This is a genomic window from Acinetobacter pragensis (assembly GCF_001605895.1).
GTDB lineage: Bacteria > Pseudomonadota > Gammaproteobacteria > Pseudomonadales > Moraxellaceae > Acinetobacter > Acinetobacter pragensis.
This window is the reverse complement of sequence record NZ_LUAW01000037.1, coordinates 1-23,317: the sequence shown is the minus strand read 5'-3', so window position 1 is coordinate 23,317 and position 23,317 is coordinate 1. Positions and strand designations below refer to the sequence as shown.

23 protein-coding genes and 1 pseudogene are annotated in these 23,317 nt (G+C 47.1%); 11 read left to right on the top strand and 13 right to left on the bottom strand.

The genetic code is table 11. The annotated features are described in order from the left end of the window. The 4 genes and pseudogenes from AZH43_RS14675 to AZH43_RS14660 form a co-directional block, all read right to left on the bottom strand. Positions 1–1,499 (bottom strand): annotated as a pseudogene (locus AZH43_RS14675) (NAD-dependent malic enzyme); the annotation flags it as partial. A gap of 213 nt (positions 1,500–1,712) precedes the next feature. After that, positions 1,713–2,321 carry a L(+)-tartrate dehydratase subunit beta gene (gene ttdB, locus AZH43_RS14670; protein ID WP_067671023.1) on the bottom strand — a complete coding sequence of 203 codons (609 nt, stop codon included), beginning with the start codon at positions 2,319–2,321 and terminating at the stop codon, positions 1,713–1,715. Then, a complete protein-coding gene (gene ttdA, locus AZH43_RS14665) occupies positions 2,318–3,217 on the bottom strand; it encodes a L(+)-tartrate dehydratase subunit alpha (RefSeq protein ID WP_067671022.1) in 900 nt (299 codons plus the stop codon). The genes ttdB and ttdA overlap by 4 nt, the downstream gene beginning before the upstream one ends. A gap of 59 nt (positions 3,218–3,276) precedes the next feature. Next, positions 3,277–4,578, bottom strand: coding sequence for an MFS transporter (locus AZH43_RS14660; protein WP_067671020.1), 1,302 nt, complete (start codon positions 4,576–4,578; stop codon positions 3,277–3,279). Between the two features lie 247 nt (positions 4,579–4,825). Between AZH43_RS14660 and AZH43_RS14655 the strand changes: the two genes are divergently transcribed. Then, positions 4,826–5,749 carry a LysR substrate-binding domain-containing protein gene (locus AZH43_RS14655; protein ID WP_067671017.1) on the top strand — a complete coding sequence of 308 codons (924 nt, stop codon included), beginning with the start codon at positions 4,826–4,828 and terminating at the stop codon, positions 5,747–5,749. Positions 5,750–6,271: 522 nt separating this feature from the next. On the opposite strand, the gene AZH43_RS14650 is transcribed toward AZH43_RS14655, so the two are convergent. Both AZH43_RS14650 and AZH43_RS14645 read right to left on the bottom strand, forming a co-directional pair. Continuing rightward, positions 6,272–7,456, bottom strand: coding sequence for an MFS transporter (locus tag AZH43_RS14650; protein WP_455423221.1), 1,185 nt, complete (start codon positions 7,454–7,456; stop codon positions 6,272–6,274). A gap of 121 nt (positions 7,457–7,577) precedes the next feature. Continuing rightward, the gene (locus AZH43_RS14645; protein ID WP_067671014.1) at positions 7,578–7,844 is read right to left on the bottom strand and encodes a metal/formaldehyde-sensitive transcriptional repressor; all 267 of its coding nucleotides are present in this window, start codon (positions 7,842–7,844) and stop codon (positions 7,578–7,580) included. A gap of 54 nt (positions 7,845–7,898) precedes the next feature. Here AZH43_RS14645 and dmeF point away from each other — a divergent pair, with 54 nt between their 5' ends. Both dmeF and AZH43_RS14635 read left to right on the top strand, forming a co-directional pair. Continuing rightward, entirely contained in the window at positions 7,899–8,858 is a 960-nt protein-coding gene (dmeF, locus tag AZH43_RS14640; RefSeq protein WP_067671011.1) for a CDF family Co(II)/Ni(II) efflux transporter DmeF, read from the top strand. Positions 8,859–8,989: 131 nt separating this feature from the next. After that, entirely contained in the window at positions 8,990–9,691 is a 702-nt protein-coding gene (locus AZH43_RS14635; protein ID WP_067671006.1) for a DsbC family protein, read from the top strand. A gap of 102 nt (positions 9,692–9,793) precedes the next feature. Here AZH43_RS14635 and AZH43_RS14630 read toward each other — a convergent pair whose 3' ends face one another. Together AZH43_RS14630 and hpt are read right to left on the bottom strand one after the other, a co-directional pair. Next, positions 9,794–10,051 carry a GlsB/YeaQ/YmgE family stress response membrane protein gene (locus AZH43_RS14630; protein WP_067671005.1) on the bottom strand — a complete coding sequence of 86 codons (258 nt, stop codon included), beginning with the start codon at positions 10,049–10,051 and terminating at the stop codon, positions 9,794–9,796. 180 nt (positions 10,052–10,231) lie between these two features. Continuing rightward, positions 10,232–10,759 carry a hypoxanthine phosphoribosyltransferase gene (gene hpt / locus AZH43_RS14625; protein ID WP_067671002.1) on the bottom strand — a complete coding sequence of 176 codons (528 nt, stop codon included), beginning with the start codon at positions 10,757–10,759 and terminating at the stop codon, positions 10,232–10,234. On the opposite strand from hpt, the gene AZH43_RS14620 reads away from it, so the two are divergent. Continuing rightward, positions 10,758–11,006: a hypothetical protein gene (locus AZH43_RS14620; protein ID WP_067670999.1), complete on the top strand. Its 249-nt coding sequence runs from the start codon at positions 10,758–10,760 to the stop codon at positions 11,004–11,006. The genes hpt and AZH43_RS14620 overlap by 2 nt on opposite strands. On the opposite strand, the gene guaD is transcribed toward AZH43_RS14620, so the two are convergent. Further along, positions 10,982–12,307 (bottom strand): guanine deaminase, encoded by a 1,326-nt coding sequence (gene guaD / locus AZH43_RS14615; protein WP_067670996.1) that lies wholly within the window; start codon positions 12,305–12,307, stop codon positions 10,982–10,984. The genes AZH43_RS14620 and guaD overlap by 25 nt on opposite strands. A gap of 103 nt (positions 12,308–12,410) precedes the next feature. On the opposite strand from guaD, the gene AZH43_RS14610 reads away from it, so the two are divergent. Continuing rightward, positions 12,411–12,995, top strand: coding sequence for a nucleotidyltransferase family protein (locus AZH43_RS14610; protein ID WP_067670993.1), 585 nt, complete (start codon positions 12,411–12,413; stop codon positions 12,993–12,995). Positions 12,996–13,072: 77 nt separating this feature from the next. Here AZH43_RS14610 and AZH43_RS14605 read toward each other — a convergent pair whose 3' ends face one another. Both AZH43_RS14605 and AZH43_RS14600 read right to left on the bottom strand, forming a co-directional pair. Beyond that, positions 13,073–14,038 (bottom strand): TerC family protein, encoded by a 966-nt coding sequence (locus tag AZH43_RS14605; RefSeq protein ID WP_067670991.1) that lies wholly within the window; start codon positions 14,036–14,038, stop codon positions 13,073–13,075. A gap of 298 nt (positions 14,039–14,336) precedes the next feature. Next, complete coding sequence (locus AZH43_RS14600; protein WP_067670989.1) at positions 14,337–15,545, bottom strand: sugar transporter; 1,209 nt, start codon at positions 15,543–15,545, stop codon at positions 14,337–14,339. A 152-nt stretch (positions 15,546–15,697) separates the two neighbouring features. Between AZH43_RS14600 and AZH43_RS14595 the strand changes: the two genes are divergently transcribed. Together AZH43_RS14595 and AZH43_RS14590 are read left to right on the top strand one after the other, a co-directional pair. Then, positions 15,698–15,979: a GNAT family N-acetyltransferase gene (locus tag AZH43_RS14595; RefSeq protein ID WP_067670985.1), complete on the top strand. Its 282-nt coding sequence runs from the start codon at positions 15,698–15,700 to the stop codon at positions 15,977–15,979. Positions 15,980–16,317: 338 nt separating this feature from the next. Next, the gene (locus AZH43_RS14590) at positions 16,318–16,602 is read left to right on the top strand and encodes a GNAT family N-acetyltransferase (RefSeq protein WP_067670982.1); all 285 of its coding nucleotides are present in this window, start codon (positions 16,318–16,320) and stop codon (positions 16,600–16,602) included. A 297-nt stretch (positions 16,603–16,899) separates the two neighbouring features. On the opposite strand, the gene mpl is transcribed toward AZH43_RS14590, so the two are convergent. Then, complete coding sequence (mpl, locus tag AZH43_RS14585; protein WP_067670979.1) at positions 16,900–18,273, bottom strand: UDP-N-acetylmuramate:L-alanyl-gamma-D-glutamyl-meso-diaminopimelate ligase; 1,374 nt, start codon at positions 18,271–18,273, stop codon at positions 16,900–16,902. Between the two features lie 253 nt (positions 18,274–18,526). On the opposite strand from mpl, the gene AZH43_RS14580 reads away from it, so the two are divergent. The 4 genes from AZH43_RS14580 (at position 18,527) to AZH43_RS14565 (ending at position 22,897) form a co-directional block, all read left to right on the top strand. Then, a complete protein-coding gene (locus AZH43_RS14580; protein WP_067671024.1) occupies positions 18,527–18,865 on the top strand; it encodes a DMT family protein in 339 nt (112 codons plus the stop codon). Between the two features lie 439 nt (positions 18,866–19,304). Further along, positions 19,305–19,817: a 5-(carboxyamino)imidazole ribonucleotide mutase gene (gene purE, locus AZH43_RS14575; protein ID WP_067670977.1), complete on the top strand. Its 513-nt coding sequence runs from the start codon at positions 19,305–19,307 to the stop codon at positions 19,815–19,817. 15 nt (positions 19,818–19,832) lie between these two features. Continuing rightward, positions 19,833–20,954: a 5-(carboxyamino)imidazole ribonucleotide synthase gene (locus AZH43_RS14570; protein WP_067670976.1), complete on the top strand. Its 1,122-nt coding sequence runs from the start codon at positions 19,833–19,835 to the stop codon at positions 20,952–20,954. A gap of 659 nt (positions 20,955–21,613) precedes the next feature. Further along, the gene (locus tag AZH43_RS14565) at positions 21,614–22,897 is read left to right on the top strand and encodes a lytic murein transglycosylase (RefSeq protein ID WP_067670974.1); all 1,284 of its coding nucleotides are present in this window, start codon (positions 21,614–21,616) and stop codon (positions 22,895–22,897) included. Positions 22,898–23,058: 161 nt separating this feature from the next. On the opposite strand, the gene AZH43_RS14560 is transcribed toward AZH43_RS14565, so the two are convergent. After that, on the bottom strand, positions 23,059–23,317 hold a 259-nt coding region (locus AZH43_RS14560; RefSeq protein WP_171254479.1), incomplete at its 5' end, for an anhydro-N-acetylmuramic acid kinase.

Here is a 23,317-nt window from a genome sequence, read left to right as displayed (position 1 = left end):
GAGAYKCKCMRKAGYRAYKSGMSYTSWSMCGYRTRSTYYWSCADCVGGTCTGTCACGCGCGCTGCGCCTGAGGCAATGACGCCCAGACCAATCCCAGGAAAAATATAAGCATTATTGCATTGAGCAATGGGGTAAATATGGCCTTGATAACGTACCGGTGCAAACGGGCTGCCTGTTGCGATTAAGGCTTTGCCCTCTGTCCATTGAATAAGATCTGCGGGAACGGCCTCTGCCCGAGAAGTAGGGTTGGATAAAGGAAAAATAATCGGGCGTTCACAGTTTTCAGCCAGTGCGCGGATAATTTCTTCGGTAAATAAGCCAGGTTGTCCTGAAACACCGATTAATACCGTGGGTTTGGCATGTTGAATGACATCGAGCAGAGAAATTGCGTGCTCTGCATTTGTCCAAGCCTCAATAGCATGCAAAGGCTGCGCTAAGCTCTTTTGAAAATCCAGCAAATTGGGCTGGTTCTCAGTAATTAATCCAAAGCGATCTACCAAGTAAAGCCGTGAACGCGCTTCGAGGTCGCTTAAACCTTCTGCTTTCATTTGCGCCACGATTTGTTCTGCAATGCCGCAGCCGGCTGAACCTGCGCCTAAAAAGACAATGGTTTGATCTTTAACCTGCTTTTTGACCACATGGGAGGCTGCAATCAGGCTAGCCACGGCTACAGCCGCCGTACCTTGAATATCATCATTGAAACAGCAGATTCGGTCTCGGTAGGTTTTCAGCAAAGGCATGGCATTGTGCTGAGCAAAATCTTCAAACTGAATCAGCGCCTTCGGCCAGCGCCGCTGAATGCCGCGGATCACATCATCGACAAATTGATTGTATTCATCACCGCTGATGCGCGGTTCGTTCCAGCCCAAATACAGCGGGTCTTTGCGTAACTGTTGATTGTTGGTGCCGACATCCAGCGTAATCGGCAAGGTATAGGCGGGACTGATACCGCCGCAGGCGGTATAGAGGGATAGTTTGCCAATAGGAATCCCCATGCCGCCAATGCCTTGATCGCCTAAGCCTAAGATCCGCTCTCCATCAGTGATCACAATAACTTTGACATTTTTGCGGTTGACGTTGTGCAGGATTTCATCAATATGCGCGCGGTCAGGATAGGAAATAAAAATGCCGCGGTGCCGGCGATAAATATCGGAAAAGCGCTGGCAGGCTTCACCGACGGTTGGGGTGTAAATGATCGGCATCATTTCGCTTAAGTGATGTTCGAGCAGATGATAAAACAGGGTTTCATTGGTATCTTGGATATTGCGCAAATAGATATGCTTGTTGATGTCATCACTAAACGATAAGTACTGCTGATAGGAGCGCTGGCTTTGCTCCTCAATGGTTTCAATTACATGCGGAATCAGTCCGTGTAAGTTGAAGGTATGGCGTTCTTGCGCTGAAAATGCAGCCCCTTTATTCAGCAGCGGCAGCTCTAAAAGCGAGTGGGCTGCATAGGGAATATAAAGCGGTTTTTTAATTGTTGCATGATCCATCATGAGGTCTGATCTCGCTGCATCGATTGGAATGTCCGTATTCTGCTGAAAATAAGTATGGGTTAAGCTTCGAGACGCTGCGGTGAATAGGGACACAATTGAAGATAAACGCCAGATTTGGCTGGTGTATATCCTGCCCGATACCGGTATTGCCGGTGAAAGAAAATGTGGCAGACAGCACTGGGCTGGATAGGCCGAAGCGCTGTCTGCAAATCATTATTTAATAAAACTCAACTGTTTGCTGATGCGATCCAGTACAGGCTGCTTTTTGGCTTGGAACTGCGTCTTATTTTGCTGAATAAGATTATTGCCATGGGTGTCAATCGAGATAATCAGCGGGCCAAATACTTTGACGCGGTTAATCCATAAGGTTTCAGGCATCCCCAGATCTTGCCATTCAGCGCCTTCAATTGCCTCAACTTGAGTGGCTGCCAGTACTGCGCATCCTCCGGGGAAAATGGCATGCACTGCTTTGTGCTCCTGGCAGCCTGCAACGGTTTCAGGGCCCATGCCGCCTTTGCCTACAATCAGTTTCACCCCTGTTTGCTTGATAAATTCGCGTTCGAATTTTTCCATACGCATGCTGGTGGTGGGGCCAATCGAAACCATCTCAAAACTGCCGTCATCTTTTTTACGTACGATTGGGCCGGCATGAAAAATCGCACCGCCTTCTAAATTCACGGGCAGTTGCCGCCCTTGCTCAATCAAGCGGCGGTGAGCCACATCTCGGCAAGTCACCAAACGGCCTGTCAGATAAACGACATCACCAATTTTAAGATCTGCTAAGTCTTCGTCGCGAAGCGGGGTGGTCAGTACCTTTTTCATAGCACAACTCCTTCGTGTGACAGAATTTCATAAGACATGTCCGGGTTGATTTTGATTTTGCCGCGGCGGTGTGCCCAGCAGCCCGTATTGACCGCCACGCCAATGGTGGATGGATGACGGGCCGAAGATTCAATGTTGACACCCATGACGCTGTTATTGCCTGTTAAGCCTTGCGGGCCAATGCCAATTTCATTCAAGCCCTGTTCCAGCAAGTCTTCCATCAGTGCAGCACGGGGATTGTCGCTTTTCGAGTCGACTGGACGCATAATCGCCAGTTTGGATAAGCGCGCTGCGGTTTCAACCGAAGTGGATACCCCGACACCGACCAGCAACGGCGGACAGGCATTCACACCGCGTTCGGTAATCACGTCCATCACAAACTCCGCCACGCCTTCATAGCCCTGACCCGGCATTAAAACTTTGGCTGCGCCTGGTAAGGTGCACCCGCCGCCTGCCATATAGACATCGATGGTGCAGGTGTCCTGTTCCGGTACGATGCGCCAGTCCAGCCACGGAATTTGGGTGCCGGTATTGGTGCCGGTATTTTTTTCATCGAAGGTTTCAACCGCATTGTGGCGTAATGGCCCTGTACGGGTCGCCTCCTCGGTCGCTTCACGTAAAATTTCCTGTAATTCACCTAACAGTGGGAAATGCGCGCCCGCTTCAACAAAATACTGAATGACCCCCGTGTCTTGGCAGCTGGGACGGTTCAGCCGGTCAGCTGCTTCTTGGTTTTCATCCATCGAATCATAAATCGATTTGGCTAATGGATTGGTTTCTAAGGTTTTAAGTTCAATCAATTTCTTTTTTACATCTTTCGGCAGGCGTTTACCAATGTAGGCTGTAAATTTGGCCATGGTGTCCGTGAGGGACTGTACGGCAAGTTCTTTGTCCATGGGAGGCTCCTTGTTAAGCGTTCAATTCGGTCGAATATCGAATAAGGTAAAAATAAAGATCAGGATTTACTCAATTCAGCCGAATCGGCTTTGTTTTTTTGAGTAAAGCTTAAAACGAGGGTCAGTACTGTAGACAAAATCAGTAAGCCCGCGACGAAATACAGACCGCCTGCAAAGCTTCCAGTTTGGTCTTTGACCCAGCCAATCATGGCTGGCCCGGCAAATCCGCCTAAGTTCCCAATCGAATTAATGGTGGCGATGCCTGCGGCTGCTGCAGCACCCGATAAGAACACGGTTGGCATGCTCCACAATGGCGGTTTAGAGCAGCTGATGCCGACGTTGACAATGGTTAATGCGGCAATCAGGCCAAACATACTGCCGGTGCTGGCTGCAATCGCGAGCCCCAAGGCTGCAGTTAAGCAGGCCAAGGCCACATGCCATGTGCGTTCATTTGTTTTGTCGGAGTGGCGTGACCATAGAATCATGGCAACCACAGAAATAATGGGCGGAATAGCATTCAATAGACCGACGGTCATGGAGCTGACGCCCAGTTCTTTAATGATTTGAGGCGCCCAAATACCAAGGGTGTACAGCCCAGCTGAGGTACCGAAATAAATCAGCGCTAGAGCAAGCACACGCGGATTGGCTAAACCGCGTAAAATGCTGTGATGCTGCTGACCGCCTTTATTGGCATCTTCGGCCTGCATGGTATTGACCAGCCATTCACGTTCATCGGGCTTTAACCATACGGCTTTTTCAGGACGATCCGTCATGTAGAAAAACACCACTACGCCTAAGATCACAGCAGGAATAGCTTCAATCAGGAACATCCACTGCCAGCCCGCTAAGCCCATGATGCCGTGCATTTCTAATAAGGCTGCTGAAATGGGAGAACCGATCGCCGTGGCGATTGGGGCGGCGGCCATAAATAAGGCGATTACCCCTGCCCGGTTTCGTGCAGGGAACCAGTAGCTTAAATACAGAATAATGCCCGGAAAAAAGCCTGCTTCAGCCACACCGAGTAAAAAGCGCATCGCATAAAAGCTGGTCGAGCTTTCCACAAAAGCCATTCCGCCAGCAATGATGCCCCAAGTCACCATGACCCGCGTGATCCAAAGGCGGGCGCCGACTTTGTGTAAAATAATGTTGGATGGGACTTCGAAGAGGAAATAACCCAAAAAGAAAATTCCTGCGCCAAAACCGAGAACTGAAGCGGTAAAGCCCAAATCTTCTTTCATGGTAATGGCGGCAAAACCAATATTGACGCGGTCAATATAGGCAATTAAATATAAAATCATGATAAACGGCACAATGCGCCAAGTGATTTTGCGCAGCGTCCGTTTTTCGATATCCATGTCCATGGCTTATCTCCATATAAGTAGCGATTACCTCCCGATTGGGTCGAATCAACACCGCAATCGAGTTTGGCGAAAAAGCTCCCCGTTTGTGCACCGCTGTCCTTACACGGCGGACTTTATGGCTCACTCAAGTTTCCTTGCTCAGGTGAGATCTGTTGTTTGGGGGGTAACGTGATATGGATATTAGAGGCTTTGCAAAACGGATGAATCGATATAAAGTTAAATCACTCTTGCAAAAAACTGAATAATCATGAGCTCAGATACCGAATTAGCATTTTTTTGTTTACTAATAAAACAGGGCAGTCTGGTTGCAACGGCGCGTGAACTGAATTTAACGCCCCCTGCTGTATCTCGGCGTCTGACACAAATGGAAGAGCGTTTAGGTGTTCGGCTGCTGAATCGAACCACCAGACGCATCAGTTTGACCAATGAGGGCGAAATTTATTTTGAAAATGCTTCGCGGATTTTGAAAGAAATTGAAGAAATGGAGCAGCAGGTTGCACGCAGTCGCACCACCCCTAAAGGCTTGCTGCGGGTGAATGCCCCGTTTGGTTTTGGCCGAACCTATATCGCTCCCGCGGTTTCAGACTTTGCCCGAAAATTTCCAGATATCGAAGTCCAGCTGCATCTGACTGATCGCCCGATTCATCTGCCGAATGACGCAATTGATGTCTCGATTCACTTCGGGCAGGTGCCAGACTCAAGGCTGATTGCGAAAAAAATTGCGGCCAACCGGCGGCTTCTATGCGCCTCTCCGCGTTATTTAGCGCAAGCAGGGGCGCCGCTTACACCACGTGAACTGACCCTGCACCAATGCATTGTATTAAGACAAAATGATGCGGCATATGCGAACTGGCGCTTAACTCAAGGCGATAAGGAAGAGACGGTTAAAGTGCATGGAAAATTGAGCAGCAATGATGGGCAGGTCACTATTGGCTGGGCGCTGGATGGGCATGGCATTTTAATGCGCGCCGAGTGGGATGTGGCCAAGTATTTAAAAAGTGGGCGTTTAATTCAAGTTTTGCAGGACTATGAAACGCCCCCTGCCGATATTTATGCAATCTATATGGACCGGCTCGAGCATTCGCCAAGAGTGTCATACTTTTTAGAGCATTTAAGCCAGTATTTAAATGAACATACCGACCTAGCGGATGCCAATAAAAAAAGACATTAGGCGGCTGCATGAATTGACCGAAAAGCTGAAGGTAAAAGGAGATTTAAACGGGCGGTTTTTTCGAATGCGTAATTGGCCGAAGCAAAGCGTATGCTGTCCCTATCTGTAAACCAAAGTGATCATGATGTGCATGAGGGCAATATCAAAAGGTATGAATCAGGTATGGGAAAGTTCAGGGGTTTATTGAAAATGATCAAAATTATATGTGACGAAGCGCAGCAATCCTCCTCATAAAATACGGCTGCGAAAGAAGCATTTCAGCGTATTGCTGCATTCAGGCTTCAGGCAGCGCAAAAGTAGAAAGGACATTTGGCTGTAATAAGGTAAAACTCGTTGAGCTTGATTTTCTGTCTGAGCTGAATGGGTTTCTGATGATTGGGCACTGATTAAAGCCCCTATTTTTGATAACAATGGCCGAATATTCGCCTGTAAAGACGGTAAATATTGTTTAAGTTGATGATACTTTTGTTTTTACATTCTGTGTCTGAAAATAAAAGCCCTCATCTGAGGGCTTTTATCTTATTAATGCTGCAAGGGGGTCTGTAGCCTGCGCTGAAAAATCAGCAAAATGAAACACAGAGTCCCAACCGCTGCGCAGAAGCCTAAAATACCGGCGGTAAAACCGAAATGATCGGAGAGATAGCCCACCCCGATAATCGGCAGAATCGTGCCTAAATAGGCGACAAATAAGTACGTTGACATGACGGCTGCGCGGTTATCCTGCTGGGTCATGCGGTGGATCATGCCAAATGCGCCCAGCAGCCCTAAACCGTGTCCAATCCCGGCAGCGGCGACACTGGGGAAGAACAGGACGCTCCATTGCATGTACAGGCAAAGCGACAGCAGAATAAAACCTGAAATTAAAGCGGCCAGTCCGGCATTTAATGCTTTGCGCGGATTCATTCTTTTGGCGGAAAACTGAGACAGCGCAGACACCAGTAAAATGCTGGCAATTGCGGTTCCGCTGACCATAGGCCCATGCCAAGGAATAATATCTTTCACAAAAGAAGGCGCCAGTGACGCAAATAAGCTGAATGATGCAAAGGCGCTGAAGGCGGTAAATCCTGCAATAAAGAATAAGCCATGATATTGGGCATTAGGCAGCTGCAAATGCGGCGCGATGGAAAACGGCTGTTTTTGCAGAGGCGTATTTTTAACCGTAAATAGGCCCATTAAGCATACAATAGCTCCTGCGATGACGGGCAAATACGGGGTAATTAATGGCCTTGCTGAAAATTGCGCAATCACGCCGCCAATCAACGGCCCTAAACCGAACCCGATAACGGTAATAATGGAGCTGAGCTGCGGCGCGTTCTGCTTGTGGCTGTCCGGAATCGTATAAATCAGTCCGAGCATTGCAGACGTGCTGATTAGGCCAGAAGCAATGCCGATCAGAAAACGGGCGAAAGACAGGGTCAGCGCATTGGGAGAAAGAGCGGACAAGGCAAGGCCTGCAATCACAAACAACATGCCGGCCTGCAGTGTTCTCAAAAAGCCGAAGCTGTCGCTGGCCCGGCCCAGAAACAGCAGCGTAGCCATGCAGCCGAACATATAGGCCACAAAAATATAAGTGATATGGCTGGGCAGCAGCTGCCACAGTTCCTGATACATCGGGTACAGCGGGCTGGCCAGCGCCGTACCGATTGTTCCCATAATCAGGGCAAGGCTGACCATAATGAATGGGCGCCAAGATTGAGAATCTATCATGAAGAAAGCCGCAGGATATTGCATTCAGCTGAGCCAAAAATGCAAGCAGTGAGAAAGGAGAAGATTATTTAAGCAGTGTACTGGCGATAGGCTTCTCGGGTCAATTTATCCTGTAAAAAACTTAAGCATACCGTTTCAGCAATTTCATAAATTCGGCCAGTTCCGCTTCATTGACGGCTGCATCGGCGCCGATGACATGATGGCGCAAATGCGTTTCAATCAATTCATTCATTAAACCGTTCACTGCCCCTTTAATTGCCGCGGCCTGCTGCAATACGGCAATGCATTCCGCATTCGGCTGCTGCAAAGACAGTTCTACGGCTTTCAGCTGGCCTTGCAGGCGCTTCACGCGGTTTAATATTTTTTTATCATGGTGTAAATGGCTCACATGCTGCTCCAAAAACAAATATACTGTGGGGGAGTATATTTTAAATGATCGAAAATGAATATTTCCCCATCTTCACGTATTCACACCCATCAGTTTGATGAAGGCAACCCGCTGGCGCAGAAGCGCATCTTGCTGGCCACTATTCTAACGGCAGTTATGATGCTGTTAGAAGTGCTTGGCGGATGGATTTTTAATTCAATGGCCTTGCTGGCGGATGGCTGGCATATGAGCTCGCACATGCTGGCGCTGGGCTTGGCTTATATGGCTTACCGCGCAGCGCGGCATTATGCGCAGGATGCGCGCTTCAGTTTCGGTACTTGGAAAATTGAAATTCTTGCAGGCTACAGCAGTGCAATTTTATTAATGGTTGTCGCTGTTTTTATGGCTTTTTATTCTGTCGAACGGCTGCTGTTCCCTGTGCAGATTCACTATAACGAAGCGATTCCCATTGCTGTATTGGGCTTAATTGTGAATCTGATTTGCGCGTGGCTCCTGCATGATGACCATCACCATCACCATCACCATCACCATCACCATCACCATCACCATCACCATCATGAGCAGGATCACGGCGCCCATCATCAACATCATCATGATTTGAATCAAAAAGCCGCTTTTTTACATGTGGTTGCAGATGCTGTGACGTCAGTTTTGGCAATTATTGCGCTGATTGCCGGAAAATATATGGGCTGGAGCTTTCTGGACGCGCTGCTGGGAATTGTCGGTTCGGTATTGGTGGCGCGCTGGGCGATTGGCTTAATTAAGGAAACTGGAAAAACTTTGCTGGATGCAGAAATGGATCATCCTGTTGTAGAAGAAATCCGTGATGTGATTGAAGATTTGCCAGCGGCGGCCAAAATTACCGATTTGCATGTTTGGAAAGTCGCAAAAGGCAAGTTTTCCTGTATTTTAGCGCTGGAAACAGCCGAGGCATTGACCGCCGATCAAGTCCGCCACGCCTTGACGGTGCACGAAGAAATTGTGCATGTTTCGGTTGAAATTAACCAGCGGTGATTTACTGAGCATTGTTCCACGTGAAACAGCGCAGGAAGGCTGTTGTTTTTCCGTAAGCCTTTGAAAAAAATCTGTGTGCTTGGCGATATTCCAAGTACACTTTGGCGCAAGAAACTTAGGTGGTGTATGTCATGATGAAAAAAATAGGCGCGCTGTTTTTAGCAGGCATGCTGTCGCAGTGGGCAATGGCGGATGCTGCATCGGTGCAAAGCCAGCTGCAGAAAAACTATCCTTCATTGAAAATTGAAAATATTAAAACCACTGAAATGCCCGGTATTTACAGCGGTTCAGTCGGTGATCAGATTATTTATACCGGTGAAGGCGCGGAACACATTTTAGTGGGTTCCATGATTCGGTTAAAAGATCAGAAAAATTTAACCAATACGCTGATGCTGTCGCAAAATCAGGCGGATTGGAAAAAATTGCCGTTAAAAGATGCAATTAAAAGCGTGCGCGGAAATGGCAAACGCCAGCTTGCGGTCTTTTCTGACCCAAATTGCCCGTATTGCAAACAGCTTGAAGTAGAGCTGAGCAAGCTGAATGATGTCACCGTTTATACTTTTGTCTTGCCGCTGAAACCGCAGTCAGTTGCTCCGTCTAAGCAGCTGTTTTGTGAGAAAGATCAGGCTTATGCATGGACGAATTTGATCTCTAAAGGCGTCCAGCCCAGCAGTCAAAAAAGCTGCGCGAACCCGATCGAGCGCAATATTCAGCTGGCGAAAAATTTAGGCTTGAATGGCACGCCTGCGATTATTTTTTCAAACGGCACCAAGCTGATGGGCGCCTACCCTGCTGCTGAAATTGAAAAAATATGGCAAGAATTAGGCTTATAAATACGGAATAGCTATATTTTCCATAAAAAATCCCCTGTCAGCGACAGGGGATTTTTTATGGGGGAATTTCAGACAGATCTGTTTCAGTTCAGGCATTTGCATTTATGCAGAGGTTTTCTTGGAAACCATATTATAGATAAACAGAATAACCAGCGCGCCGATGACCGAAGCGATAAAGCCGGCTGCAGAATTTTCACCGTACAATCCGAGCAAGCGGCCGCCGTAAGTGGCAAGCAGCGAACCTGCAATACCTAGCAATGTCGTCACAATGAATCCTGCTTTATCATCTCCAGGGTGAATAGCGCGGGCGATTAAACCTGCAATAAAGCCGACAACGATTGCAACAATGAGTGACCACATGAGTATTCTCCTTTCTTATCATGTCTTTGTTATTACATCATGTTCGTGCTTTTATCTTGGAATAGATGGACGTGAAGGAAAAGGCCGATTCAGCTAAGAACTGTTGGTTTTTTGTTCTGATTTTCTTTATTGGTAAAAAAAGCGGCCTTTGGCCGCTTTTTCACATCAGACGGGTCTATATTACAGGCCAATCTCGCCAATAAATGGAATATGGCGGTATTTTTGGTCATAGTCCAGACCATAGCCGACAATGAACTTATCTTCTACTTCAAAGCCGAGGAAGCGGACATCCAAGTCAATTTCACGGCGTGACGGCTTGCTGACCAAGGTGCAGAGTTCAATTGAATTCGGGCCGCGGGTGTTTAAAATTTCCAGGACTTTGCTTAAGGTATTGCCTGAATCGATAATATCTTCTACCACTAAAACATCTTTGCCGCGGATATCGCCGTCTAAATCTTTTAAAATTTTCACATCGCGGGTAGAGGCGGTTCCGCCGCCATAGCTCGACACTGTCATAAAGTCGAGTTCATGCGGCTTGGCAATTGCACGGCATAAGTCCGCCATAAAAATGACAGAGCCGCGCAGCAGGCCGATCAACACCAGTTCTTTGCCGCTGTTGGCATAATGTGCATCAATGATAGCGCCAAGCTCTTTGACTTTAGCTTGAATTTCTTCAGTGGAAATCAATACGCTCATTTGAACAGTCATGGGTAGATACCTAAAAACAAAAATCAAAAAAATCAAAATAAAAAAGGCGTTGACCAGCAACACCTCTAAAGATGCCCTAATTTTAATACAACTTAAGGGGGGATGCATCTTTTTTGCCGATGAAAATGTAATCGTTTCGGCACAGGAGCTGTATCGCACTATCGAATCAGCATGCCGCCCAGCAGTAAAACCGCGCTGCCGGGCCCATATTCAGATTGCTGTTCAGGCATTCGCTTCTTTAATATAAGCGCGCTGTCCGTAAATATACGTTGCATGTATATTGCGGTCATCGCCCATCATCATCAGGGCAAAAACGCTGTCTTCCAGACCTTTAGCGCGTGATTGGCGCAGCTGCTGCAAAGCCGTCGGCTGAAGGTCCAGTACGACAAAGTCCGCTTCTTTGCCAATGCTGAAATTGCCCAGTTTATCCGCTAAATCCAGCGCTTGAGCGCCGCCCAGTGTCGCATGATACAGCGCTTCGAATGCTGACAGCTTATCCCCTTGCAGCTGCTGGACTTTATAGGCTTCCTGAATGGTCTGCAGCTGATTGAAGGATGTGCCTGCGCCAATATCTGTGCCCAGCCCGACTTTGACCTGTTTGTCCCAAGTTTTCTTTAAGGGGAATAAGCCGCTGCCCAAGAACAGGTTGGACGTTGGGCAAAAAGCAATTGCAGAATTTGTCTGATGCATGCAGTCCCATTCATGCTCTTCTAAATGCACGCAATGCGCAAATACAGAACGTGAACCTGTTAAGCCATAGTGATGATAAACATCTAAATAGCCGTTTTGTTCTGGATACAGTTCTTTCACCCATGCAATTTCATTTTTATTTTCGCTTAAATGGGTATGCACATACACATCCGGATATTCGGCTTTTAACTGTCCTGCCCGCGTCAGCTGTTCGGGGGTTGAGGTCGGCGCAAAGCGCGGCGTAAGGGCATACAGATTCCGGCCTTTGCCATGCCATTTTTCAATTAATGCTTTTGAATCGCTATAGGCGCGGTCTGCAGTATCGCAAAGCGCGTCTGGCGCATGACGGTCCATCATGACTTTACCGGCAATTAAACGCATTTGATGCTGTTCTGCGGCTTCAAATAAAGCATCGACGGATTGCGGATGCACGGTGCAGAAGACCAGCGCGGTAGTGGTGCCGTTTTTCAGCAGCTCCTGCACAAAAAATGCGGCAATCTTTTGCGCATAAGCTGGGTCAGAAAACTGCATTTCAGTCGGAAAAGTATAGGTATTCAGCCATTCCAGCAGCTGTTCGCCGTATGCGCCGATCATTTCTGTTTGCGGGAAATGGATGTGTGTATCAATAAAACCGGGAACAATCAGCTGATCAGGATAATGCTGAACGTCAACCTGAGGCGGAAGATGCTGCTGTCCCTCAAACCAAGGGCCGAACCATTGAATTTTACCGGCTTGGGCAATGAGTAAACCATCTTCGAAATAGCGCACTTGGTCGTGAATTTCACGCGCTTGGGCAACCGTGTTCTGAATATCGAGGAAGCGGCCGCGAACCGCCGTCGTGTTAATTACAGAAGACATTGATAACCTGCGTTTTTGAATTTTTTCAGTTGATTGTACCGTAAAATGAACTCAGCTTGGCTCCTATTGCCGTTTCAATCTATGCAGAGTACTGATCTAAATAATGCAGCAGCCTTTTCCTATACCATCCTATACAGCGCAGCTTAAAGCATTTATTGGAGCGCATCATGAACTCATGCAGATCCTGCAGGCTTTGCGTGGAATTGAAGCTCAGGCGTATTTAGCGGCGGGAGTCATCCGCAACAGCATTTGGGCGCAGCTGCATGAACAGGCCTATCCGCTGCGTCAGACTGAAATTGATGTGGTGTATTTTGATGCACAGGATGATGGAACAGGTGAACAGCAGATCCGTAAAAAGCTGGAAACAGCATTTCCTGACATGCTGTGGGATGTTGTTAATCAAGCGCGTGTGCATCATTGGTACCGTATGGATAATGGCAATAGCATTGCGCCCTTTTCTTCTTTGGCTCAGGCTTTGGCGGTGTGGCCTGAAACAGCAACGGCTGTTGCAGTGCAGCTGGATGCTTTGGGACAGCTTAAAATCATTGCTCCATTAGGTTTGGAGGATTTATTTGAACTGAAGCTAAGATGGAATCCTGCGATGGTCAGCTACGCAGTCTTTCAGCGCAGGCTGAAAGATAAAGCATTTTTAACCAGATGGCCTGAATTGCAGCTGATTTCCTGCTAAGCGGATATAAAAAAGCCCTCCTTGCGGAAGGCTTTTTTGAATTATTTATCAGCCAATGGCTGAACAGCAGCTAAGCATTACAGCGTTGTTTCATGGTGTTTCTTGCTGTGGCGGATCGATAGCCATGCGGTAATGCCAAGCGTGATAATGATAAATCCGAGTGAAATCCAGATTGGCATATGGAAGACATCCAGCATTAGCATTTTAAAGCCGATAAAGAGCAGAATCAGCCCTAGGCCATACGGCAGGTAATGCATTTTGGATGCTGCGCCAGACAGCAGGAAGAACATGGCGCGCAGGCCTAAAATCGCCATCAAGTTTGCGGTTAAGACAATAAACGGATCGGTGGTTACGGCAAAGATTGCGGGAATGGAATCGACTGCAAAAATAACATCGGATGCTTCTACTAAAATCAGCACCAAAAATAAAGGGGTTGCCCAAAGCATGCCATTTTGGCGGATAAAGAATTTATCGCCTTGCATTTGCGGCGTAATGCGCATGTGCTTGCGCAGCCATTTTAAAATGGCCATATCTTCAATATTTTTATCTTCGTCATCCTGCCCTTTCAGGAATTTGAAGCCGGTGTAGACCAAAAATGCGCCGAAGATATACAGCACCCAAGAGAATTCCTGAACGAACCATGCGCCAATAAAAATAAAGACCGTGCGCAGGACAATGGCGCCTAAGACACCGTAGAGTAAAAGTTTGCGCTGCAATGCCGGCGGAATGGCAAAGGCGGCAAAAATCATCAGCCAGACAAAAACGTTATCGACCGCGAGGGATTTTTCTAAAAGGTAGCCGGCAAAATATTCCATCACCTTGGTATTGGCTATGGCAACGCCTGCAGTTTGCTGCAGATAGAGCCAAAGTCCGCCGCCGAACAGCGCTGCGACCGATACCCAGGCAATGCTCCAATATGCTGCGGTTTTTACTTTGACTTCTTTGCCTTGGCTTTGTTTAAAGCCTAAAAAGTCGATGATGAGCATGACGGTGACTAAACCGAAAAATGCCAAATACAGCCACAATGTGCCGATCGTTTCCATGTGAATCCTCCACATCTGACAACCGGCCATAAAAAAACCTTGACCTGCTGCCAGATGAATAAAAACATCTGTAACAACATGATCAAGGTCTTGCCTACATTGTCATCTTAAAATGATCAATGCTCAGATACCGACTTTTTGCAAAGTGTAATGACGATATTCTGACACGCATCCATTCAAAAGAGTGAAGCGTTTGGAGGAGGCTACTCCCCTTGTTCAGCTAAATTCTGTTTTGGACAGGGTCCAAATTTGGCTGAATCATGGCAGATTTTTAAGCAATAAGCAAATTTACGGCACCTTATTTTTGTGAAGCGGCAGGCGCCGTAAAATCACGGCGCTGCACCAGCACTATTGCTAATAATGTGCCAAATACCGCAATTATGCCGCCAACCACGCCAATATTTGCAAGGCCAGAATGGATAGAAACCATTCCGCCCAGCAAAGCTCCGCCGCCTATGCCGATATTATATAAACCTGAATAGATGGCCATGGCGACATCGGTTGCATCGGAAGCCAGATTCAGCGTTTTAGACTGCAGGGCTAAACTGAAGCCAATGATGCCGACTCCCCAGATGAGGCACAAAATGCTGAAGGTGCTGAAGCTGTGGGAAAGCGAGAGCATCAGCAGCATGGATACGGCTAAAAAACCGGTAAATAGCGGAATTGCCAAGCGTGGAAATTTTGCGCCGAATTTGCCGAATACATAAGAGCCGATAAAGCCTGCCCCGCCGTATATCAGCAGCAAGGCGGTTGTTTCAGCAGAGCTGAATGCGGCGATATTCAGCGCGAACGGCTCAATATAGCTGTAGGCGGTAAATTGCGCTGTAATCACAATTACAGTTAAGGCAAAGACCATCATCAAGCTGGGCCGTTTGGCAAAGTCCTTTAAGCTGCTGAGTGAGCCTGAGTTTTTGCTGGGCAGCTTGGGCAATGTTTTGGCTAAAGTCAGGCAAACCGCTAATGCGCCGAAGGCAATTAACGCGAAAGTATTGCGCCAGCCATAGCTTTCGCCAATCATACGGCCAAAAGGAATGCCCAGCACCATGGCCAGCGCCGTGCCGGTCGCCAATAAGCCTAAGGCTTGAAATTCCTTGCCTTTTGGCGCGACACGGACGGCCAACGAGGCGGTAATGGCCCAAAACAGCGCATGTGAAAACGCAATGCCAATCCGGCTGATCAGCAGCGTATTGAAACTCCATGCTGCATAAGACAGCGCATGGCTGGCAATAAATACCGCAAACAGGCTAATCAACAGAAAACGCCGTTCGATGTTTTTGGTCAGCAGCATAATGGGCAATGAAATCGGCGCGACAATCCATGCATACAGCGTGATCATAATGCCGACATCTGTCGCCGCCATATCAAAACTTCGGCCAATATCGCTCAAGAGCGCGACGGGAATAAATTCGGTGGTGTTAAAAATAAATGCGGCGAAAGCGAGCGTAATCACGCTGACCCATTGACGCCGCACACTGGGATCCGATTGGGGAGAAACTGCAGATGACATAGGTCATAACATTCAAAAAAATATCGCGCCTATTTTAATGGGATGGTGATGAATTGTTAAGCGCTATTGAAATGGCTGCCTGAATTCAATACAACAATGACAGCATCTAAATAATTTTGATGAATGAGCGAAGAGCCCAAAAAGGAGAAAAAATGATTGTACAGCAGGATGATAACGGGAAAAAAGGCGCTTTTTTTGTCGCGCAGGAGCATGAACGCCTGGCGGAAATGACCTATTCTTGGGCGGGAACAGATAAGTTTATTATTGATCATACGGATGTCAGCGATACGCTGCGCGGCCAAGGGGTCGGCCGGCACTTGCTGGATGCCGCGGTGCAGTTCGCCCGAGAGCACCAAGTCAAAATTATCCCGCTCTGCCCTTTCGCCAAATCTGTTTTTGATAAAGAGCCATCCATACGGGATGTCTTGGTGTAAATCCAAAAAGCCTCCAATCTGTACAGGGGGCAGATCGAAGGCTTCTTGAAAAAAGGTTCCAGCGTAGGCTGTCAAAGGCCATTGGCATGGGCGCTGAACGGGCTTAAAAGCGGGATTTATACATAGAAATTCCCAGCAGCAAAGCAATCAGCAATCAAAAAGACAGCAATCAGCTCATCTTTATGCAATCCCAATAAAATTAAATATTAATTATGCATGTGCAATGTAGGACGAAACAGGTATGTTTTCTATCACTGAAATTGGGTATTTTTAAAAGTAAATGGGCAAAATTGTCTAATTGATCGCTTGAATTCAAGACAAAGAGGATGTGCTGGAATATGCAAATGCAATACATTGACAATGGTACGAAGGGTGAATTTTTTAAAACAGATGCATCCGGCAAACGTGTTGCTGAAATCAGCTATGTGTGGAGTGGCGGGGRTAAAATTATTGCCGATCATACTTGGGTGGATGATTCTTTACGCGGACAAGGCGCAGCCCGCCAGCTGTTGGATGCGCTGGTTGAGTTTGCCCGGGAAAAGCAGTTAAAGATTGTGCCGACCTGTTCGTATGTCGATGTGATGTTCCGCCGTGATAAAACGCTGGCGGATGTAGCTGCTTAAGTTATAGCTATGCCTTGATTTTTGATCATAGATGTAAAATTGTACTTTAAGCTTAAATACAGAGAATTGTTTTGTTTGTATTGATGAATAAAAAATACAGCTATCATTGATAGCGCTGCTTTTACGAAGTATAGGTTTCGAGTATGTATTGTGATAATAGTTTGAATGCGCGCGCGTTACAATGCTGGATAAAATTCATAGACTCTTAATGTATTGGAAGCAAATCTATTTCAAATGAAATGGCAAAATAAGCATAAAAAACCCGCATCATGCGGGTTTTTTATGCTGGCCGGAAACCTAAGCTCCTTTCGTTTTTAACGCCGCAATCAGCTTCTGATGCAGGCCGCCAAAACCGCCATTCGACATAATGACAACGGCATCGCCCTCACCTGCTTCTGCTGTGACGGTGTGGAGGATGTCATCCAATGAACGCGCAATCACAGCTTTATTGGGCGCAGCTTCAATGACTGACGCCAAATCCCAGTCCAGCCCTTCTGGCTGATACCAAATGACCTCATCGGCTAAACGGGCAGAATGCGCTAAACCGTCTTTGTGGCTGCCCATGCGCATGGTATTTGAACGCGGTTCGATAATTGCCCAAAGCTTGCGATCGCCTAAACGCTTGCGTGCGCCTTCCAATGTGGTATCAATGGCTGTTGGATGGTGCGCAAAGTCATCATAAACTTCGATGCCTTTTACTGTATCTAAAAGTTCCATACGGCGCTTTACGCCGCCAAAGTTTGATAATGCTTCACAGGCCGTTTCAATGGATACCCCGACATGTTCAGCTGCCGCAATGGTCGCTAAAGCATTGGCGACACTGTGCTGCCCAGTCATATTCCATTTCACTTCGCCTTTTACTGCGCCATGCTGCAGCACTTTGAAGTGCGAACCGTCAGCGGACAGCTGTTCTGCATAAACTTCGGCTGTATCATCGGCGGTTAAAGAAGTGCGGATGACAGGCGTCCAGCAGCCCATATCCAGCACTTCATCAATATTGCTTTCTGTAATTGGCGCAATAATGCGGCCTTCACTTGGAATGGTGCGCACCAAATGGTGGAATTGTTTTTGGATCGCCGCCAAATCCTCAAAGATATCGGCATGGTCAAATTCGAGGTTGTTTAAAATGGCGGTTTTAGGATGGTAATGCACGAACTTCGAGCGCTTGTCAAAGAAGGCGGAATCGTATTCATCCGCTTCGACACAGAAGTATTTGCCGCCGCCTAAGCGCGCGCTTTCAGAGAAACCTAATGGCACGCCGCCAATCAGGAAGCCTGGCTCGAGGCCTGCTTGGTCCAGTACCCATGCCAGCATGGTGGTTGTCGTGGTTTTGCCATGTGTGCCTGCAACGCCTAACACATGTTTGCCTTGCAGCACATGATCAGCCAGAAATTGAGGGCCGGAAATATAAGGCAGGCCTTCGTTCAGCATATATTCCACCGCATCAATGCCGCGCTTCATGGCATTGCCGACAATCACTAAATCCGGATGCGGCTGTAAATGGCTGCGGTCATAGCCCTGCATTAAGGTAATGCCTGCATTTTCAAGCTGGGTAGACATAGGCGGGTAAACACTTTGATCGGAACCCGTTACTGTGTGGCCTAAATCACGCGCTAACAGGGCCAAAGATCCCATAAATGTGCCGCAAATACCCAAAATATGCAGATGCATATGCTTAACTCCACTGCTTTTATAGACACATCACTTTTTGTTGTGGTGCTGTCGTGATTAATTCGATGTGAAGCAACGATAGCAAGGGTTTTGGCGAAAAGATAGTTTTTCTTGTATCTATCTCAAAGCTTTTAAAGACCGGTGCGCTGCGTTGATTTTGAGCCGCAGCCTGTGATTTTGAATACAGGCAAAATGCATGCAATTTGCCATGAAAAAGGTAAAATACGCGGGACTAATTTGGATCTGCCCCGCTATGTCCCTGCCCTTAATCCTGCTGATCATCTCCAACTGTTTTATGACTTTGGCGTGGTATGGGCATTTAAAGTTTCTGTATGGCGCGCCCTTATGGCAAGCGATTTTATTCGGCTGGATCATCGCCTTGCTGGAATACAGTTTTATGATTCCTGCAACCCGCATGCTGGCCGCGCATGGCTGGTCAATGGGGCAAATGAAAATTACGCAGGAAGTGGTGACGCTGCTGGTATTCGTGCCCTTTATGATTTTTCTGTTTAAGCAGCCTTTTAAACTGGATTATGTCTGGGCGGGTTTGTGCTTATTCGGCTGCGTCTATTTTGTTTTCCGCAGCCAGTAAACGTGATTTTATAACAGCGGGCGCTGTACAGCAGAATCGTTTCAATCGCTATACAATGGGCCGAATCCCCTGCTGCAGCTTGATTTTTTGTGGCGCAGCCAAACAAAACCAGTGTCATTCGTGAAGCGCAATAACAGCTGCCGAAAATCAGATTAAGCGCAGAAAATTGACTGGCTTAGAGCTGCACTGCCCTATACGGTGAAGTAAAGCGGTGCTTTATTTATAGCTCACCTTGCCAAAGGCCTTCCTGCACGCAATTTAATTTGAGGGTTTGCGCCAATTTCCTGATAATTTCCCTAAAAAATAATAAAAATACCGCACTGCAGCAAAGGTTAAATTTTGGTGAGATGAAAAATCAGTCTATAATACGGGGCTCTTATTAAAGCTTGGCTCTAGTCGAGATTTACCTCTCTTACTTTTAATCTCTGGAAACATTGCAATGAATGCGGCCGCTTCACAAGACACTCCTCTCGTTGGAATTATCATGGGTTCCCAATCTGATTGGGCAACGCTCGAACACACCGCCAATATGCTGAAACAGCTGGGCGTTCCATTTGAAGCGGAAGTTGTTTCTGCACACCGTACGCCAGACCGTTTATTTGAATATGCTGAACAGGCGCGTGAACGCGGTATTCAGGTGATTATTGCAGGTGCAGGCGGCGCAGCGCACTTGCCGGGTATGTGCGCGGCAAAAACTGACCTGCCGGTTTTGGGGGTTCCTGTAAAGTCTTCGATCTTAAATGGCGTAGATTCATTGCTTTCAATTGTACAGATGCCTGCCGGCATTGCAGTCGGCACTCTTGCGATTGGCCCTGCTGGCGCAACCAACGCGGCGATTATGGCGGCGCAGATCTTGGGCTTAACCCGTCCTGAAATTGCAAAAAATGTTGCTGATTTTCGCGCTGCGCAAACTGAGAAAGTTGCGGGCAATAATATTCCGGGTCAAGCTTAAAACGGGACATCAATCATGGATAAAACCATCGGTATTTTTGGCGGCGGCCAGCTCGGCCGTATGATGGCGCAGGCTGCACTGCCGCTGAATATTCAATGCACTTTCTTTGAAGCCAATACAGACTGCCCTTCTGCGGCTTTAGGTCAGGTGATTTCGACTCAAGCTGAAAATGGCTTGCAGGATTTCATTCAAAGCGCTGATGTCTTCAGCCTCGAGTTTGAAAATACGCCGCTAACTGATGTTGATGTTCTGACCAAGAACAAAGATTTGCACCCGCCGCGTCAGGCTTTAGCGATTGCGCAGCATCGTTTGTCTGAAAAAGCCTTGTTTGATGAACTGGCAATACCCGTTGCGCCGTATAAGGCTGTGACTACTTTAGAAAGCTTACACGCTGCTGTTGCTGAGCTGGGCTTGCCGATTGTGCTAAAAACATCGCGTGGCGGCTACGACGGTAAAGGTCAGTTTGTACTGCGCAGTACGGATCAAATTGATCAGGCATGGGCTGAACTGGGCCCTGCAGGCGAACTGATTGCGGAAAGCTTTGTGACCTTCTCCCGTGAAGTATCGATTATTGCGGTGCGCGGTCAAAATGGCGATGTTAAAACCTGGCCGCTGGCGGAAAATCATCATCATAACGGCATTTTGTCCCATTCCATTGTCCCGGCACCGAACAGTGCAGACTTGCAACCCGTGGCGCAAGAGTACATCACCCGCCTGCTCAATCACTTAAATTACGTGGGTGTATTGACGCTTGAACTGTTTGTGACGGACAAAGGCTTATATGCCAATGAAATGGCGCCGCGCGTGCATAATTCAGGCCACTGGTCAATTGAAGGCGCAGTCTGCTCTCAATTTGAAAACCACATCCGTGCAGTTGCAGGCTTGCCGTTAGGTTCAACTGCAGTGGTGCGCCCAACCGTGATGGTCAACATCATTGGTCAGCATCCAAAGTCTGAAGATGTTTTGGCGCTTGAAGGCGCGCATTTGCATTTGTATAACAAAACAGAGCGTGAAGGCCGAAAAATCGGCCATATCACCCTGATGCCAAATGACTCAGCACAGCTGACAGGCTTATGCCGCGCTTTGGCGAAAATTTTACCGAACCCGCTGGCGCTTAGCGAAGATATGAGCATCTAAGCATTCTGCTGCTGTTAAAAAAAGCGATCACGCCAGTGATCGCTTTTTTATTTGCCGGCATTCAGGCATGATTGCGCCTCATTCGAAATCGGTGCTGCTGATCGGAAGACAATAAAAATAAATTGCCTGTTTTTTATGCACTCGGATAAAATATTTTGTGTGAAAAACCATCAATCCAATCAAAAAGAAAATTTAAAGTGTTTTATTATTCCATGCTATTGCACTGATTTAGCCTGCAAGGACCTGTATGAATTCAAAAGCGCATTTTTAAATTCATAAGGCCTTTTTGAATTTAAAAAAATGAATTTAAACGGCAGATCAAATGAATTCAAAGTTTTAAATTTAAAAAATGCATCTTTAAATTTGTATTTCACTAAAATATGCATTTGATATTTATGCTTTAAAAGTTATCCATAGGGTAGTTTGAATTTAAAATCAATGAAATGAATTTATTTAAATTTAAAGTTACGAATTTAAAACTTTGCTGGGTTCTTAAATTTAAAAAGAAAAAGGCTTTTGTGGATAAGTTTTAAATTTAAAAATCAAAATTTGAATTTAAAAAAATTATGAATATTCACTTACGTTTTGACTCAGAAAAGTAAAATTGAAAATGCTATGTTAAAAATATAGTTTTGATACAAAGAAGCATCAGGGATTCTATGCAGCGTTTAGTTTTAGTTTTAGGTTCGTTGTTTATCGCCCTCTCTCAAGCGCATGCTGAGCTCATTATTAATGGTCAAAAAGTAGAGGCCGCTCCTGCAAGTGGCGCACCAGGCTTTGGTGAGCAAAATAATTTTCAGCGCTGTATCGCGGATTTAAAAAGCCAAGCAGTTGCCAAAGGGGTCTCTGCTTCAGCTTATGACCGCTATACCCAAAATTTGACACCGGATTATTCAGTGATTGAGAAACTCAACTATCAGCCTGAATTTTCAACCCCGATTTGGGATTATTTGTCAGGTTTGGTAGATGAGGAGCGCGTGCAGCTGGGGCGTCAAAAATTAGCAGAGCACCGCGAGGTTCTGGGCCGTGTGGCCGCAGCTTATGGCGTTCCGCCTGAAACGGTGGTTGCGGTTTGGGGGATTGAGAGTAATTTCGGCAGTATTTCGGGAAGCTATCCGTTATTGCAGTCTTTAGGAACCCTGAGCTGTGAAGGCCGCCGTCAAAGTTATTTCCGCGGTGAGTTTTTTGCGGCCATGCGTATTTTGCAGCGCGGAGATTTGACCGAGCAGCAGCTGAAAGGCTCATGGGCAGGCGCTTTTGGGCATACGCAGTTTATGCCGTCAACTTATGAAGAGCTGGCGGTTGATTTTGATGGCGATGGGCGCCGTGATTTAGTGTCAAGCACCTCGGATGCTTTGGCGTCTACAGCCAATTTCTTGAAAAAACGCGGCTGGCAAACAGGACAGCCATGGGGCTTTGAAGTCAAAATTCCAGAGGGCATGTCTATTGGCGGTGAAAGCCGGCGCAATAAAAAAGCTTTGTCTTATTGGGTTAGTCAAGGTGTGAGCCGGGCAGATGGCACACCATTAATTCAAGGCGGATTGTCGGAAAATTCGCAAGCGGGCTTAATGTCGCCTGCGGGCGCTAATGGGCCATTATTTTTGGTCTTTAAAAATTTTGATGCAATCTATAGTTACAACGCCGCTGAAAGCTATGCTTTGGCCATTGCGCACTTGTCTGACCGTTTGCAAGGCAAAAGCGGTTTCAGTACGGCTTGGCCAACCGATGATGCGGGCACTTCGCGTGCGGAGCGCCGTGAAATTCAGCAGTATTTATTAAATAAAGGCTATGACATTGGGGCGGTTGACGGTTTGATTGGTGATAAAACCCGTCAAGCCATCCGTCAGGAGCAGATTCAGTTCGGTTTAAGCCCAACTGGGCGTGCGGGACAGCAGATTTTGCGCGCATTCCGCAATGATCATGCGAAATTGATGATGAAATAATATTTTCAAGCGTCCTTCTGCTTTGGGGAAGACTGGGATGAGAGCGTCTTTATCATTAAGCCTCCTTTCCCAAGTTCCTTCCTTTTAAGAAGAAAAGGAAATTTTATTGCTAAAAAAACCTCCTTTATATAGGAGGTTTTTTTTACAGTCTTGAAAAATACTTAAGCTGCTGTAATTGTACCTAATACGCGGTAGCCGGCAGCGCCGGTTACTGCGGGTAAATTGCCTGCGAGCTGATGCATAAAGCGCATCGCCAGCCAGGCAAAAGCGGTGGCTTCAACCCAAGTTGGACTGAGGCCTAAATCACCTGTGCTTTGCACGGTCCATTGATGTTTGCGCAGCCGCCAGCGCAGCTGCTCCAGCAGATGTGAATTATACGCGCCGCCGCCGCAGACATAGACTTCAGATCGGAAGAGCACA

Excerpts from the sequence above, each read along its gene's own strand:
- purE (WP_067670977.1), top strand. The coding sequence starts at position 19,305 with ATGAATGCGGCCGCTTCACAAGACACTCCTCTCGTTGGAATTATCATG.
- ttdA (WP_067671022.1), bottom strand. The coding sequence starts at position 3,217 with ATGGACAAAGAACTTGCCGTACAGTCCCTCACGGACACCATGGCCAAA.
- AZH43_RS14570 (WP_067670976.1), top strand. The coding sequence starts at position 19,833 with ATGGATAAAACCATCGGTATTTTTGGCGGCGGCCAGCTCGGCCGTATG.
- AZH43_RS14580 (WP_067671024.1), top strand. The coding sequence starts at position 18,527 with ATGTCCCTGCCCTTAATCCTGCTGATCATCTCCAACTGTTTTATGACT.
- AZH43_RS14635 (WP_067671006.1), top strand. The coding sequence starts at position 8,990 with ATGATGAAAAAAATAGGCGCGCTGTTTTTAGCAGGCATGCTGTCGCAG.
- AZH43_RS14565 (WP_067670974.1), top strand. The coding sequence starts at position 21,614 with ATGCAGCGTTTAGTTTTAGTTTTAGGTTCGTTGTTTATCGCCCTCTCT.
- AZH43_RS14655 (WP_067671017.1), top strand. The coding sequence starts at position 4,826 with ATGAGCTCAGATACCGAATTAGCATTTTTTTGTTTACTAATAAAACAG.
- AZH43_RS14610 (WP_067670993.1), top strand. The coding sequence starts at position 12,411 with ATGCAGCAGCCTTTTCCTATACCATCCTATACAGCGCAGCTTAAAGCA.
- mpl (WP_067670979.1), bottom strand. The coding sequence starts at position 18,273 with ATGCATCTGCATATTTTGGGTATTTGCGGCACATTTATGGGATCTTTG.
- AZH43_RS14595 (WP_067670985.1), top strand. The coding sequence starts at position 15,698 with ATGATTGTACAGCAGGATGATAACGGGAAAAAAGGCGCTTTTTTTGTC.
- AZH43_RS14630 (WP_067671005.1), bottom strand. The coding sequence starts at position 10,051 with ATGTGGTCACTCATTGTTGCAATCGTTGTCGGCTTTATTGCAGGTTTA.
- AZH43_RS14650 (WP_455423221.1), bottom strand. The coding sequence starts at position 7,456 with ATGATAGATTCTCAATCTTGGCGCCCATTCATTATGGTCAGCCTTGCC.
- AZH43_RS14600 (WP_067670989.1), bottom strand. The coding sequence starts at position 15,545 with ATGTCATCTGCAGTTTCTCCCCAATCGGATCCCAGTGTGCGGCGTCAA.
- AZH43_RS14660 (WP_067671020.1), bottom strand. The coding sequence starts at position 4,578 with ATGGACATGGATATCGAAAAACGGACGCTGCGCAAAATCACTTGGCGC.
- dmeF (WP_067671011.1), top strand. The coding sequence starts at position 7,899 with ATGAATATTTCCCCATCTTCACGTATTCACACCCATCAGTTTGATGAA.
- ttdB (WP_067671023.1), bottom strand. The coding sequence starts at position 2,321 with ATGAAAAAGGTACTGACCACCCCGCTTCGCGACGAAGACTTAGCAGAT.
- hpt (WP_067671002.1), bottom strand. The coding sequence starts at position 10,759 with ATGACTGTTCAAATGAGCGTATTGATTTCCACTGAAGAAATTCAAGCT.
- guaD (WP_067670996.1), bottom strand. The coding sequence starts at position 12,307 with ATGTCTTCTGTAATTAACACGACGGCGGTTCGCGGCCGCTTCCTCGAT.
- AZH43_RS14620 (WP_067670999.1), top strand. The coding sequence starts at position 10,758 with ATGGGTAGATACCTAAAAACAAAAATCAAAAAAATCAAAATAAAAAAG.
- AZH43_RS14605 (WP_067670991.1), bottom strand. The coding sequence starts at position 14,038 with ATGGAAACGATCGGCACATTGTGGCTGTATTTGGCATTTTTCGGTTTA.